The sequence below is a fragment of the Kribbella sp. NPDC051770 genome, assembly GCF_040681455.1.
Classification (GTDB): Bacteria; Actinomycetota; Actinomycetes; order Propionibacteriales; family Kribbellaceae; genus Kribbella.
Genome location: NZ_JBFAYT010000001.1, coordinates 290,497 through 303,387 on the forward strand (window position 1 = coordinate 290,497; position 12,891 = coordinate 303,387).

Below are 12,891 nucleotides of genomic sequence, written 5' to 3' on the forward strand. Positions count from 1 at the left end.
GGTTCTGGGGCGAGCGCGGGCGGGCCCGGCCGGGAGTGCCCGGCCGGGCCTGTTCCGGCGTACTAGACGGCTTGCCAGAGGGACAGGGCGAAGCGCTCCTCCGGGTCGGTCCACCAGGCGCCGGGGGTGAAGCCGGCCTTGTCGAGCTCGGCTTCTACGCCGTGGCGGTGGAACTTGGCGGAGATCTCGGTGCTGAGCTCCTCGCCTTCGGCGAAGTCGACCTCGAGGCGGATCTCGGGGATCAGGACGCGCATCGCGCGGTCGGCGCGCAGGTGCATCTCGATCCACTCGTTCTCGGGGTCCCAGACGGCGACGTGGCTGAAGGCGTCGACGTCGAAGTCGGCGCCGAGCTGGCGGTTCAGGACGCGGAGGACGTTCTTGTTGAACTCCGCGGTGACACCCGCACTGTCGTCGTACGCCGCGACCAACGTCGCCGGGTTCTTCACCAGATCGGTGCCGAGCAGCAGCCACTCGCCTGGTTCGAGGACCTCGCGGACCGAGGTGTAGAAGGTCTCCCGCTCGGTCGGCAGCAGGTTGCCGATCGTGCCGCCGAGGAACGCGACCACACGCGGGGCCTCGCCGGGGAGTTTGTCGAGGTGGGCGGTGAAGTCGCCGACCACGCCGTGCACGGTCAGCGCCGGGTAGTCGGCGTTGATCGCCGCGGCTGCCTCGCGGAGCGCGGTCTCGGAGACGTCGAGCGGGACGAACGTGGTCAGCGTGCCGTGCTTGGTCAGGCCGTCGAGCAGCAGCCGGGTCTTCTCGGAGGAACCGGAGCCGAGCTCGACCAGCGTGTGAGCGCCGGTCAGCTCGGCGATCTCGGCCGCGCGGGCGGTCAGGATCTCGCGCTCGGCGCGGGTCGGGTAGTACTCGGGCAGGCGGGTGATCTGTTCGAAGAGCTCGCTGCCGCGGGCGTCGTAGAACCACTTCGGCGCCAGCCACTTCGGGTCCGCGGTCAGTCCGGCCCGGACGTCCTCCTTCAGGGCGCGGGAGGTGTAGTCCGGGGTCAGATGAACGTCGATCAGGGTCACTGTCGTCCTTCCATCGAGGTGGTGGAGCAGGCGTACCGGGTCGCGGTGAGCAGGGTGCGGTCGGGAAGTTCGCGCCAGCCGGGGTCGTCGGTCCACGGCTCCGAGCTGACGGTCACGGAGTCGTCGGTCTGTCGTACCCAGAGCGCATGCGTCCAGGTCGTGGCGACGAGCTGCTCGCCGTCGGTGAGCAGGATGTTCAGCCGCGATCCGGGCGCGGCGGCTTCGACGTCCTGTACGACGGACGCCACCGCCTCGGCCGGACCGCGGTCGAGGCGGTCGACGATGAGCGCCCAGAGCAGCGCGGAGTCGACCGGGGCGTCGAGGGTCAGCAGGTCGGTGACCGGCAGGCCCTCGGCGAGCTTCGCCACCGAGCCTGGCCAGTCGCGGATCAGGCCGTTGTGGCTGAAGAACCACTGGTCGTGCTGGAACGGCGCGGCCGCGCCTTCACCCAAAGGCATCCCGGTGGTCCCGTTGCGCACGGCGGCGATGACGGCACCGGAGGAGATGCTCCGGGTGAGACCCGGGAGGTTCTCGTCCGCCCAGATCGGCACACTGCGCCGATACCTGACGGCTTCGTTCTCCAGATACCAACCAAGGCCGAAGCCGTCGGCATTCACCGATCCCCCGCCGCGCATGTCCTTCGGTGCCCAGCTCTGCTTGTACAGCGAGTGCGGCGGGTCGAGAACGAGCGATGCCAGCGATACCGATGGCCCGAGGTAGGCCAGGTGGCGGCACATCAGGGGCGGTCCGACGGTTGCGGGTCACGCGCACAGCGGAAGCCCGCGAAGATCTGCCGCCGGATCGGGTAGTCCCAGTTCCGGAAGGTGCTGCGGGCAACGACCTCGTCGGTGCCGAACGAGCCGCCGCGGAGGATCTTGTAGTCCGGCCCGAAGAAGACCAGCGAGTACTCGTCGTACGGGAAGGCCCGGAAGCCCGGGTACGGCGTGAAGTCGCTCGACGTCCACTCCCAGCAGTCGCCGATCAGCTGCTCGACACCCAGCGGCGACGCACCCGCCGGGTACGCTCCGACCGGCGCCGGCCGCAGGTGCCGCTGCCCGAGGTTCGCGTGCTGCGGACCAGGCGTCTCGTCACCCCACGGGAACCGCCGCGTCCGCCCCGACTCCGGGTCGAACCGCGCCGCGAACTCCCACTCCTCCTCGGTCGGCAGCCGCTTGCCGGCCCACTTCGCGTACGCCTCGGCCTCGTAGAAGCAGACGTGGATCACCGGCTCGTCCAGCGGCAGCGGCTCGCGGTGCCCGAAGCGGGTCCGCATCCAGTTGCCGTCGACGACCTCCCAGAACCGCGGCGCGACCAGCGACGCCTTCTGGACGTGCGCCCACCCGGCCGCCGACCAGTGCTCCTCCCGCTCGTACCCACCGTCCAGCACGAAGCGCAGGTAGTCCCCGTTGCTCACCGGCACCGTGTCGATCACGTACGGCGCGACCTGTACGGCGTGCGCGGGCCGCTCGTTGTCGAGCGCCCACGGCTCGATCGACGTGCCCATCTCGAACACCCCGCCCGGCACGTACACCTCACCGGCCGGCAGCCGCCGCCCGGCAGGCGGAGCGGGCGCGTCCAGCACCGGGGAACCGGTGCGCAGCTGGTGCGTGGCGAGCATCGTCTCGTCGTGCTGCTGCTCGTGCTGGACGATCATCCCGAAGGCGAAGCCGTCGTTCACCAGCTCGCGGCCGCCGTCGAACTTCACGTGGTCGAGCACGTCCATCACCTTGTCGCGCACCTCCACGACGTACGACTTCGTCTCGGTCGGGTTCAGCAGCGGCAGCGACGGCCGGTCGGCGCGGGCGTGCATGAACGCGTCGTACAGCTCGTCGATGTCCTGCCGGACCGGGTCGCGGCCGCCGACGTCGCGGACCAGCCAGAGCTCCTCCTGGTTGCCGATGTGGGCGTAGTCCCAGACCAGCGGGGACATCAGCTTGGAGTGCTGGCGGACCAGGTCGTCGGTGTCGACGGCGTCGGTCAGCTGGACGGTCCGGGCGCGGGAGCGCTCGAGCTGCCCGGCGACGAAGGCCCGCAGCTGCTCCGGGGACAGGTCGGACAGTTGGTGGTTCATGAGGCTCGCCTTCTGTGGGTGTCGTCGACGATGCAGTGCAGCCGGGTCGCGACGTGCTCTGTCAGTTCCTGCGGTACGCCGGTCCGCTCCAGCGCCCGGCTGCCCAGCTCGACCAGGTCACGGGCGGCCTGGAGCACGGGCTTGTCGTCCAGCCCCTCCCGCGCCGCCGGGAACCAGCGGCCGGATGCCGGAGCGGCAGCGGCCAGCGCCTGGTCGGTGACGGCCGGGTCGGACATCAGGGCGATCAGCAGCAGCGTCGGCGCGATCCAGCCGTCGCCCTGCTGGGCGTCCAGGTACCGGACCTCGAGGTACCCCCTCGGCCGGACAGGTGGGAAGAGAGTGGACAGGTGGTAGTCGAGGTCGTCGTACGTCGGTCTGTCGCCGGGCAGCGCGCCGTCGGCCCAGGCCCCGAAGGTCAGGCCGGGTGGCGCCTCCCAGGAGTCGCCGCGGCGCAGGCAGAGCACCGGCGCCTCCATCGCCGTCCGGGCCCAGGCTGCCGCTGGGTCCTCGTCGAGCGGTGGTGGTTCGGTGAACGGCGCGCAGGTGCCGAAGGTCGCCTCGGTGCGCGCCGAGGCCCAGCCGGTGTCGCTGCCGGTGCGGTGCCGCGAGTTGGCGAACAGGGCGACCATCGCCGGGCCGATGTCGTGCAGGGCGCGCCAGCGCAGGGCCGCCTGACCGGGCTCACCGGCGTCGAGGCAGACCTGGAGGCCGGCGGTGCTGCACATCATCCGGGGGCCGTGCGGACCGAGCTGCGCGAAGGCGCGCTCCATCGCGGCGTACCGGGGGACGGTCAGGATACGGCGGGGTGGCCGGAAGGCGTCCAGGCCGTGGTCGCCGGGAACGAGCCCGGCGGCGCTGAGCAGTTGGGTGAGTTCCGCCGCGTCGGCGGCGGTGTCCTCGATCAGCCTGGGCACCGAGGCCGAGGCGGGGCCGGAGATCTCCACCTGGCCACCCGGCTCCACCGTGACCAGAGAACCCCGACCGAGTGGCAGCTGCGGGCTGCCCCTGACCAGGGTGGCGGGCGCGTGCACGCCCAGGGCCTTGCTGAGTTGTCCGGCGTCGAGCGGCCGGTGCGGGTCGTCCGCGTGATGCACCGTCCACTCCAGCTCGACACCGTGCAGCTGCGGAGGGCCGTGCTTGAAGCACACCATCGCGACGTAACCCTCCGCTTCGGCCCGGGAGCCGATCGGAGTGGTCGTCGCCGGGGAAGAACCGGGCTCCGTCACGTCAGCGAACCTAACCCCGGCCACCGGCAGGAACAACCGATAGCGAGTTACCTCTCGATGACGTAAGAACCGGCGAGTGGAAGGAATTCATGCCGTCCAGCGTGCCTGGCGGCACCGACAGTTTTCGCCGATCCGCCTTCAGATCGGCTGTTTCACGCCGGAAATCCGCGGGCAGGTGCTGCACGGGTTCGTGTTCGGCAGCGCGTAGACGAAGCAGCACGACGTCCGCATCGTCTGGGACAGGTCGAGCCGGAACGCCTCCGCAGCAGCGGCAGCGTGCAGGGCCTCCTCAGGCATCTGTACGGCGGCCCGCAGCTCGTCGCTGATCGCCCCGAGCCGCTGGCGAGAGCTCAGCTTGACCCCTGGCTGGTAGCTGTCCGTGAACGCCCTGGTGTGGCTCTCGACCTGTTCCACGGCCTCCTGCGTCGTGACGACCCGCTGCGACAGCAGGGCGACCTCCAGCGGGTAGTGCGCGGTCGGGTGCTTCCGGAAGGCCAGCGCGTCCGGTGACACGTCCGGCGAGACCCCAGTCAGCGCGGTGGAGAGCCCGGCGATGATCGAGGGCACCGAGACGTACCACATCAGCACGAACATCGCGGCGACCCGGACCGGCGGCTGGATCGCGTACTCCGCCGCGTACTCGTCCTCCAGCACCTTCCGCCACCCGTACGTCGGGTCGGCGCCGGCCAACTGGTCCTGCAGCAGGGTGCCGCAGTGGATCCACTCCGGGCCGGGCACCTGGTCCGCGGCCCGCACCGACAGCCACTCCAGCTCCCCGTCGAGCAGGTCCGCGAGGCGGCTCGCGGTGTAGGTCATAAGGCCAGCCTAACCTCGACCGAGAGCTAACCTCGGTGCCGTGACAGTCCTCGAGCGGTGGCATGTGGGGCCTTGGACAACCTCCGGTACGCCGGTCGGCGCACCGCTGGAGCCCGGGCGGCGGCGGACGCCGGACGAGCTGAACTTCGACGTGGTCGGCCTCGCCCGCATCCTCGGCCGCCGCCTCGACGGGCGGGCGGAGCTGCAGGTCCGGCTCTGGCAGAACGAGCTGCGGCCCACCCACACCCGGCTGGTCGGCGTCCACACCCTCGCTGACCCGGCCAACGCGGAGCTGCTCCGGCAGACCGCGCTGGAGGCCTTCGACTGGCTCAGCGCGCTGGCACCCGACGGCTACGAGTTCGTCCTCACCGACGCGGTCCGCCTCCAGCCCAAGCTCGACCTGACCGCTGAGGTCGTTGCTGTCGACGCGGTGATCCAGCTGGCCGCTGACCGCGGCGACTCCTTCCCCGCTGACCGCCTGGCCGCGTCCCACGTCCGGCAGTCCTCCGCTGGCGACTGGTACGCCGGGGACGCCGTCTGCAACTGGTCAGGCCCGTACCCGACAGCCGACGAGGCAGTTGCTGCGGTCGGAGCCGCCCGCGTCGAGCTGGCCGACCAGCTGCGCGCCGGTGGCCACGAGGACCTCGCTGCTACCGAGCCGCGCTGGGCGCCGGTGCCGGTGGATCAGGTCCAGGACGCTACGAGGTAGCCGACGCCGTACGGCGCTGCGTGGTAGAGCAGGTTGCCGGTCAGACCGCTGGTTGCTGCCAGGACCTGCCAGGGCGCTCGGCCGGCAGCGTGAAGCTCGGTGGCCAGGTCTGGGTCCAGGGCGGCGAGCGTAGCGGTGTCCGCCAGCTGGAGGGCTGCCGCGACCGTGCTGTCGAACAGCTCGGCCCGCGGATGCAGGTGGACGGGCGAGTGCTCACTGCGGCGAGCTGAGCCATCGCCCATGATCAGCAGCGCCACGCGGTCGCTGCTGTCGGCCAGCTGCTTGCCGAGCGCCAGGCAGTTGGCAGGGGTCTCGTCGGGCGCGACGGCGTAGTAGCTGCGCGGGACATCGGCGGCCTTGGACTGGTTGAGCAGCCAGGCACCGATCGTCAGGGACAGCGGCAGCGTCGGCGTACCAGTGCCGACCTGGAACGGCACGCCGTACGGCGTGAGGCTGCCGGCCGCGTCAGCGGCGTACCGGGCCGGAGCGCCGGAGCCGACGACGACCAGGCGGTCCGCTGCGGCCAGCGGGGTGAGTGCGGTGAGGCAGGCCGCGCGCAGGTCGTCCAGGTCGGCGGCAGCGCCGGTGGCGATCTCGGGAACGAGCAGCGGCGGGTGCGGACAGACGGCCGCGCTGATAACTGGCATGTCAGGCCTCGCGGAGGTAGCGGAAGAACAGGTAGCCGTCGTCGCCGGCCAGCGCCGAGTGCAGGACGTAGCTGCGAGTGCTGGTCGCTGCTGGGCCGGCAGTGATCCGGCCGGAGCCAGGGCCGGCCAGCATCGGCGCCAGCGACAGGCACATCTCGTCGATCAGATCCGCCTCGGTGAGCGCGCCCTGCAAGTGCGGTCCGCCCTCGGTGAGGATCTGCGGCAGCCCGCGCTCGACCAGCGTGGCGACAACCTCGTGCAGGTCGACGCCCGCGTGCCCGCAGACCACCACGTCGGCGACCTCGGCCAGCGCCTCGCGCGCCTCGGCCGGGGAGGCCGGGTTGGTGAAGATGATCGGCCGCACCGGGGCATCGGCGAGGTAGCGGGCCTTCGGGTCCAGGTCGAGCCGCGACGAGACCAGGGCGAGCGTCGGGTTCTCCGCGAGGCCGTGCTCGAGCCGCCAGGCCCGCCGCTCGGCACCGAGCCGCAGCGCGTTGTAGTGCTCGTCGCGGACCGTCCCGGCGCCGACGAGGATCACGTCGCTGAGCATCCGGAGCTTGCCGAACACCTCCTGGTCGGAGGCGCCGCTGAGCGCCTTCGACTTCCCGTCGATCTCGACCGCGCCGTCGAGCGTGGTCACGAAGTTGCTGCGCAGGTGCGGGACCGACCGGTCCTCCACCTGGTACGCCGCCAGCACCTCCGCCTCGGTAAGCTCGGACAGCTTGCGCATCAGGCGAGGCTCCTTCGGGTGCCGGCGGGTGGTTTCGCGCCCTTGAGGACGGCGACGAGGTCGAGTGCTTGCCGAGCGGCCGGTACGTCGTGCACGCGGAACAGCCGGGCGCCGAGCCAGGCCGACACGGTCAGAGCGGCCGTCGTACCGGTCCCCCGCTGACCGGGCGGCAGCTCCAGGGTCTCGCCGATGAAGTCCTTGTTCGACACGGCGACCAGCACCGGCCAGCCGGTCGCGACCAGCTCGTCCAGGCGGCGGGTGAGTTCCAGCGACTGCAGCGTGTTCTTGCCGAAGTCGTGGGTCGGGTCGATCACCAGGCCGTCCCGCCGGACGCCCTCCGCGACTGCCCGGTCGGCGAGCGCGGTGGTCGTCCGGATCACGTCGGCGACCACGTCGTCGTACGCCATCCGGTGCGGGTCGGTGCGCGGCGTCAGCCCGCCGACGTGGCTGCAGACCAGGCCCGCACCGCTCGCGGCCGCGGCGGCGGGCATCTCGGGGTCGGAGCCGGCCCAGGTGTCGTTGATCAGGTCCGCGCCGGCCTCGCCGACCCGGCGTGCGACGCCGCTGCGGTAGGTGTCGACGCTGATCACCAGGTCAGGATGGCGAGCCCGGATCCCGGCGACGAAGTCGACGGTCCGGCGCAGCTCCTCGGTCTCGCTGACCGGTTCGCCGTACCCGGCCTTGACGCCGCCGATGTCGACCAGGTCGGCGCCGTCGGCGACCGCCTGGGCGATCGCGTCGTAGGCCTTGTCGGTGGCGAAGGTCGCGCCCTGGTCGTAGAACGAGTCCGGTGTCCGGTTCACGATCGCCATCACCGCGAAGTGCCCCGGCCCGAACTCCCGCCGGCCGAGTCGCAGCACGCCCGTCCCCGCCACCTGGTCCGCCACGGCGACGACTCTAGCCGTTGGCTGTGAAGCGCTTCCCGAAACCCGTGACGGCGGTGCCACATATCCTATAGGATCTCTGACAAGCAGTCCCTGCGCTCCGCCTCCGCACCAAAGAACGGGTCCTCTATGCCGCGCTTCACCGAGTTCGAGACGTACGACGTCCGCTTCCCCACCTCGCGGGACCTGGACGGCTCCGACGCGATGAACGCCGACCCGGACTACTCCGCGGCGTACCTGATCGTGCGCACCGACGCCGGGGACGGCCTGGAGGGGCACGGCTTCGCGTTCACCATCGGCCGCGGCAACGACGTCCAGACCGCGGCCATCGAGGCGCTGCGCGACCATGTCGTCGGGTTCGACGTCGACGCGACGCTGAACGACCTCGGCGGGTTCTGGAAGTCGCTCGTGCACGACTCGCAGCTGCGCTGGCTGGGCCCCGAGAAGGGCGTCATGCACATGGCGATCGGCGCGGTCGTGAACGCGGTCTGGGACCTGGCCGCCAAACGGGCCGGCGTCCCGCTGTGGAAGCTGCTGGCCGACCTGACCCCGGAGCAGATCGTCGACCTGGTCGACTTCCGGTACCTGACCGACGCGCTCACCCGCGACGAGGCGCTGGAGATCCTGCGCAAGGCCGAGCCGGGCCGCGCCGAGCGCGAGGAGCTGCTCCGCGAGCGCGGCTACCCGGCGTACACGACGACGCCCGGCTGGCTCGGGTACGACGACGACAAGCTGGTCCGGCTCTGCCGCGAGGCGGTCGCCGACGGGTTCACCCAGATCAAGCTGAAGGTCGGCGCGAACCTCGACGACGACGTCCGCCGGATGCGGCTGGCCCGCGAGGCGGTCGGCCCGGACGTGCGGATCGCGATCGACGCCAACCAGCGCTGGGACGTCGCCGACGCGATCGCCTGGGTCAAGGCGCTGGCGCCGTACGACGTGTGGTGGGTGGAGGAGCCGACCAGCCCCGACGACATCCTCGGGCACGCCGCGATCGCGCGCGGGATCGCGCCGATCCGGGTCGCCACCGGCGAGCACGTGCAGAACCGGGTCGTCTTCAAGCAGCTGCTGCAGGCCGGGTCGCTGGAGTTCCTGCAGATCGACTCCGCGCGGGTCGCGGGCGTCAACGAGAACATCGCGATCCTGCTGCTGGCCGCGAAGTTCGGGATCCCGGTCTGCCCGCACGCGGGCGGCGTCGGCCTGTGCGAGCTGGTCCAGCACCTGTCGATGTTCGACCTGGTCGCGGTCAGTGGTAGTACGGACCAGCGGGTGATCGAGTACGTCGACCACCTGCACGAGCACTTTCTCGACCCGGTGGTGATCGAGGCGGGACACTACGTCGCGCCGGTCCGGGCCGGGTACAGCGCGGAGATGTCGGCAGCAACGTTGCGCGACTTCCGCTTCCCGCAGGGTGTGGTGTGGACCGAATCGAAGGAGCAGTCGAAGTGACGGATTTCGCCGGCCTCAAGGCCGTGGTCACCGGTGGCGCGTCGGGCATCGGCCTGGCCGCCGCGACCCAGCTGGCCGCGCGCGGCGCCGAGGTGGTGGTCTTCGACCTCAAACCCGACGTCGCGGCGCCGCTGAACGGGATCGCCGCCGACGTCACCGACGACCAGTCCGTCCGGGACGCGGTCGCCTCGGCGGCGCTGCGGCTGGGCGGGATCGACATCCTGGTCAACAACGCCGGAATCGGTGCCCAGGGCAACGTCACCGCGAACGACGACGAGGAGTGGCACCGCGTTCTCGACGTGAACGTGGTCGGGATCGCGCGGGTGACGCGGGCGGTGCTGCCGTACCTGCGGCGGTCGTCCGCGGCGGCGATCGTCAACACGTGCTCGATCGCGGCCACGGCCGGGCTGCCGAATCGCGCGGTCTACAGCGCGAGCAAGGGTGCGGTCCTGGCGCTGACGATGGCGATGGCGGCGGATCACGTGCGTGAGGGCGTGCGGGTGAACTGCGTGAACCCCGGTACGGCGGACACGCCGTGGGTCGGGCGGCTGCTCGACTCTGCGACCGACCCGGAGGCCGAGCGGGCGGCGCTGGAGGCTCGGCAGCCGATGGGCCGGTTGGTCTCGGCGGACGAGGTCGCGCAGGCGATCGTGTACCTGGCGAGCCCGCTGTCGGGGTCGACGACCGGTACGGCGCTGGCGGTGGACGGCGGCATGCAGAACTTGAGACTTCCTGCGGCGCGCAACTGATCGGCGTACTGTCTGTCTGGCTCCCGTCCGAAAGGTGACCTGCCTGTGAAGATCTTCCCCACGGACCTGCGGATCGGTCTGGGCGGTGCGCCGCTGGCCGGGCTGTTCACGCCGATCTCGGACGACGACGCGAAGGCGACCGTCGAGGCGGCCTGGGAGGAGGGCTGGCGGTTCTACGACACCGCGCCGCACTACGGCCTCGGCCTCGCCGAGGAACGCCTCGGCGCGGGCCTGGCCGGAAAACCGCGCGACGAGTACACGCTGTCCAGCAAGGTCGGCCGGATCATCTACGAGGCCGACAGCGACGAGCCCGACGGCGAGGGTTTCGCCGTCACCTCGAAGCGGCGCCGGCGCTGGGACTTCAGCCGCGACGGCGTCCTCGCGAGCATCGAGGACTCGCTGCGCCGGATCGGCACCGACCGGCTCGACATCGTGTTCGTGCACGACCCGGACGACCACTACGAGGAAGCCGTCGCGACCGCCTTCCCGACGCTGATCGAGCTGCGCGAGCAGGGCGTGATCGGCGCGATCGGGTCCGGGATGAACCAGTCGGCGATGCTCACGCGGTTCGTCCGCGAGGTCGACGTCGACGTGATCATGCTGGCCGGGCGGTACACGCTGATCGACCCCGACGGCCTCGACGACATCCTCCCGGCCTGCCTCGACAACGACACCCAGGTGATCGCCGTCGGCGTCTTCAACTCCGGCCTGATGGCGCAGCCGCGGCCGGCGTCCGACGCGACCTTCAACTACGCGCCGGCCGCGCAGCCGCTGATCGACAAGGCCAACCAGCTCGCCGATGTCTGCGAGGCGCACGGCATCACGCTGCCTTCGGCCGCGCTGGCGTTTCCGCTGTTCCACCCGGCGGTCGCGGGGATCGCTGTCGGGTGCCGGTCGGCGGCGGAGGTGCACGCCAACGCGGCGTTGTCGCGGGTTCAGGTTCCGACGGCGTTCTGGTCCGATCTCAAGTCGGCGGGGTTGCTGCGGGAGGACGCGCCGACGCCGAGCTGACGGGTCGTCCGACGCTCGTACGACGGCCGCCCGCAGCGCTGACGGCTGACCGCCCCGCACGACGGTGCCGCGCGGGCGGCTGACTGCCCCGCACGAAGGACGCTGTCGCGCTGGCGGCGTAGCGGCGTACGGCGGTCAGCTCACCGAGGACGACGGTGCGGTGAACGTGTTGCACAGCGCCAGGTTCGGGCGGTCGAAAGCCCGTCTGGACCAGGCGCCGTGGTTGCGGGTGCTGCCGTGGTCGCGCGCGCCGGTGTCGGCGCGGTCGCCGGTGTTGTTGACGACGTACAACCACTGGGTGCGCAGCGCACCGCGGATGGGGTAGCTGTTCTTGTTGGCGCCGAGGAAGAGGTTGCCGAAGCAGGACGCCTGGAGCTCCAGCCGCCGCTCGGTCTCCAGCGCGGCCGCGCGGGTCGGCGCGTCGTAGGCCATGCGCCGCTGCGCCCTCAAGATCCCGGTCAGCTCCTGCACCGCGTGCCCGTACTCGTGCGCCGCCGCGTGCGACCCGACCGCCCGGCTGAACGTCTGCGACTGCCGCCAGTACTGGATGTCCAGGTCGGCCTTCATGTACATGGTGTGGTTCGTCGGGCAGTAGAACGCGAGCGCCTGCACGGCGGTGCCGCAGGGTGAGCTGCCGTTGGTGGCGATCGATATCAGCCCCGGCGGACGGAACTGGTACCCGGCCGCGGTCACCTGGCGCCGCCAGGCACGATCCATGCAGGCCCGCATCGACCGGTAGTACGCCAGCGAGGCGGCCTGGTTCCCGAGCCCGGCCCGCGACTCCCGGCAGCCGACCGAGGCCTGCGTCCCGGTTCGGTACAGCTTGTTCGTCGCCGCGATCTGGTACGGCGTGAGCCGCGGCGGCGGCTTCTGCGTCGGCTTCGTCGCCGTCGGCCTGGTCACGGTCGGCCTGGTCGGCCTGGTGGTCGGCGGCTCGTTCGTTGCCGTCGGCACCTCAGGCTCGTCCGCCGTCGGCTCGTACGTCGGCTGAGCCACCGGCGGAGTCGCCGACGAGTCAGCCTTCCCCGCGAGCGAGAACCCCACCCCGATCACCACCGCCGCGAGAACCGCCAACCCACCAACCACAGCGAGCACCACAACCCCGGCCCCCCGCCGCTTCTTCGGCGGCGTAGGCATCGGCCCCCACCCAAACTGCTGCTGCCCGGACGGCGGCCCCCACTGCTGAGGCGGCCCATAGGACGGCTGCCCGGGCGGCCCGTACGCCGGCTGCTGCCCCGGCGACCTGTACTGCGGCTGCTGCCCATACGGCTGCTGTCCAGCCGGCCCGTGCTGCGGCTGGCCCGGCGCGCCGCCGTACGGCTGCTGCCCAGCAGACCCGTACTGCGGCGGCTGCTGCGGGTTCTGCCCACCCGGCGGCCCCCACTGCTGCGGAGGCTGCCCCTGCGGTGGCGGGTACTGGCCGGGAGGACCCCACTGCTGACCAGACAAGTCCACTCCTTACCCCAGGCCGGCCCCCGCGACCGATCCCCCAGATCCTAAAAGCGCAGAGGGCCAGCCCCGAGCACCGAACTAGCGCGGTCCCCGGTGCGAGTAGTGCGGATGCGGGATGACCG

Annotated in this window: 13 protein-coding genes; 4 read left to right on the forward strand and 9 right to left on the reverse strand. The window is 71.4% G+C overall.

What is annotated here, in order from left to right:
• Nucleotides 1-62: 62 nt before the first annotated feature.
• The 5 genes from egtD to AB0M01_RS01430 form a co-directional block, all read right to left on the reverse strand.
• A complete protein-coding gene (gene egtD, locus AB0M01_RS01410) occupies nt 63-1,028 on the reverse strand; it encodes an L-histidine N(alpha)-methyltransferase (RefSeq protein WP_363664867.1) in 966 nt (321 codons plus the stop codon).
• Nucleotides 1,025-1,765: an ergothioneine biosynthesis protein EgtC gene (egtC, locus tag AB0M01_RS01415; RefSeq protein ID WP_363664868.1), complete on the reverse strand. Its 741-nt coding sequence runs from the start codon at nt 1,763-1,765 to the stop codon at nt 1,025-1,027. The genes egtD and egtC overlap by 4 nt, the downstream gene beginning before the upstream one ends.
• Complete coding sequence (gene egtB, locus AB0M01_RS01420) at nt 1,765-3,099, reverse strand: ergothioneine biosynthesis protein EgtB (protein WP_363664869.1); 1,335 nt, start codon at nt 3,097-3,099, stop codon at nt 1,765-1,767. Before egtB ends, egtC begins: the two co-directional genes overlap by 1 nt.
• Nucleotides 3,096-4,325 carry a glutamate-cysteine ligase family protein gene (locus AB0M01_RS01425; protein WP_363664870.1) on the reverse strand — a complete coding sequence of 410 codons (1,230 nt, stop codon included), beginning with the start codon at nt 4,323-4,325 and terminating at the stop codon, nt 3,096-3,098. The genes egtB and AB0M01_RS01425 overlap by 4 nt, the downstream gene beginning before the upstream one ends.
• Before the next feature lie 138 nt (nt 4,326-4,463).
• Nucleotides 4,464-5,141 (reverse strand): (2Fe-2S)-binding protein, encoded by a 678-nt coding sequence (locus AB0M01_RS01430; protein WP_363664871.1) that lies wholly within the window; start codon nt 5,139-5,141, stop codon nt 4,464-4,466.
• Between the two features lie 40 nt (nt 5,142-5,181).
• On the opposite strand from AB0M01_RS01430, the gene AB0M01_RS01435 reads away from it, so the two are divergent.
• A complete protein-coding gene (locus tag AB0M01_RS01435; protein ID WP_363664872.1) occupies nt 5,182-5,850 on the forward strand; it encodes a hypothetical protein in 669 nt (222 codons plus the stop codon).
• Here the strand turns inward: AB0M01_RS01435 and AB0M01_RS01440 are convergent.
• Genes AB0M01_RS01440 through folP form a run of 3 tightly spaced genes read right to left on the reverse strand, consistent with a single transcriptional unit; the run spans nt 5,826 to nt 8,102 of the window.
• Nucleotides 5,826-6,497 (reverse strand): class III extradiol dioxygenase subunit B-like domain-containing protein, encoded by a 672-nt coding sequence (locus tag AB0M01_RS01440; protein WP_363664873.1) that lies wholly within the window; start codon nt 6,495-6,497, stop codon nt 5,826-5,828. The genes AB0M01_RS01435 and AB0M01_RS01440 overlap by 25 nt on opposite strands.
• Nucleotide 6,498: 1 nt before the next feature.
• Complete coding sequence (locus AB0M01_RS01445; protein ID WP_363664874.1) at nt 6,499-7,227, reverse strand: pyrimidine reductase family protein; 729 nt, start codon at nt 7,225-7,227, stop codon at nt 6,499-6,501.
• Nucleotides 7,227-8,102, reverse strand: coding sequence for a dihydropteroate synthase (gene folP / locus AB0M01_RS01450; RefSeq protein WP_363666186.1), 876 nt, complete (start codon nt 8,100-8,102; stop codon nt 7,227-7,229). Before folP ends, AB0M01_RS01445 begins: the two co-directional genes overlap by 1 nt.
• 138 nt (nt 8,103-8,240) lie before the next feature.
• Between folP and AB0M01_RS01455 the strand changes: the two genes are divergently transcribed.
• The 3 genes from AB0M01_RS01455 to AB0M01_RS01465 are packed head-to-tail and all read left to right on the forward strand — an operon-like array spanning nt 8,241 to nt 11,317.
• Nucleotides 8,241-9,557 carry an L-fuconate dehydratase gene (locus tag AB0M01_RS01455; protein ID WP_363664875.1) on the forward strand — a complete coding sequence of 439 codons (1,317 nt, stop codon included), beginning with the start codon at nt 8,241-8,243 and terminating at the stop codon, nt 9,555-9,557.
• Nucleotides 9,554-10,306 carry an SDR family oxidoreductase gene (locus tag AB0M01_RS01460; RefSeq protein WP_363664876.1) on the forward strand — a complete coding sequence of 251 codons (753 nt, stop codon included), beginning with the start codon at nt 9,554-9,556 and terminating at the stop codon, nt 10,304-10,306. Before AB0M01_RS01455 ends, AB0M01_RS01460 begins: the two co-directional genes overlap by 4 nt.
• Before the next feature lie 45 nt (nt 10,307-10,351).
• Nucleotides 10,352-11,317 carry an aldo/keto reductase gene (locus tag AB0M01_RS01465; RefSeq protein WP_363664877.1) on the forward strand — a complete coding sequence of 322 codons (966 nt, stop codon included), beginning with the start codon at nt 10,352-10,354 and terminating at the stop codon, nt 11,315-11,317.
• Nucleotides 11,318-11,452: 135 nt separating this feature from the next.
• On the opposite strand, the gene AB0M01_RS01470 is transcribed toward AB0M01_RS01465, so the two are convergent.
• The gene (locus AB0M01_RS01470) at nt 11,453-12,766 is read right to left on the reverse strand and encodes a neutral zinc metallopeptidase (protein ID WP_363664878.1); all 1,314 of its coding nucleotides are present in this window, start codon (nt 12,764-12,766) and stop codon (nt 11,453-11,455) included.
• Between the last annotated feature and the right edge of the window lie 125 nt (nt 12,767-12,891).

Bases quoted from the DNA above. Each gene is read 5' to 3' on its own strand.
- egtC (WP_363664868.1), bottom strand. From the start codon at position 1,765: ATGTGCCGCCACCTGGCCTACCTCGGGCCATCGGTATCGCTGGCATCG.
- AB0M01_RS01455 (WP_363664875.1), top strand. From the start codon at position 8,241: ATGCCGCGCTTCACCGAGTTCGAGACGTACGACGTCCGCTTCCCCACC.
- AB0M01_RS01440 (WP_363664873.1), bottom strand. From the start codon at position 6,497: ATGCCAGTTATCAGCGCGGCCGTCTGTCCGCACCCGCCGCTGCTCGTT.
- egtB (WP_363664869.1), bottom strand. From the start codon at position 3,099: ATGAACCACCAACTGTCCGACCTGTCCCCGGAGCAGCTGCGGGCCTTC.
- AB0M01_RS01430 (WP_363664871.1), bottom strand. From the start codon at position 5,141: ATGACCTACACCGCGAGCCGCCTCGCGGACCTGCTCGACGGGGAGCTG.
- AB0M01_RS01445 (WP_363664874.1), bottom strand. From the start codon at position 7,227: ATGCGCAAGCTGTCCGAGCTTACCGAGGCGGAGGTGCTGGCGGCGTAC.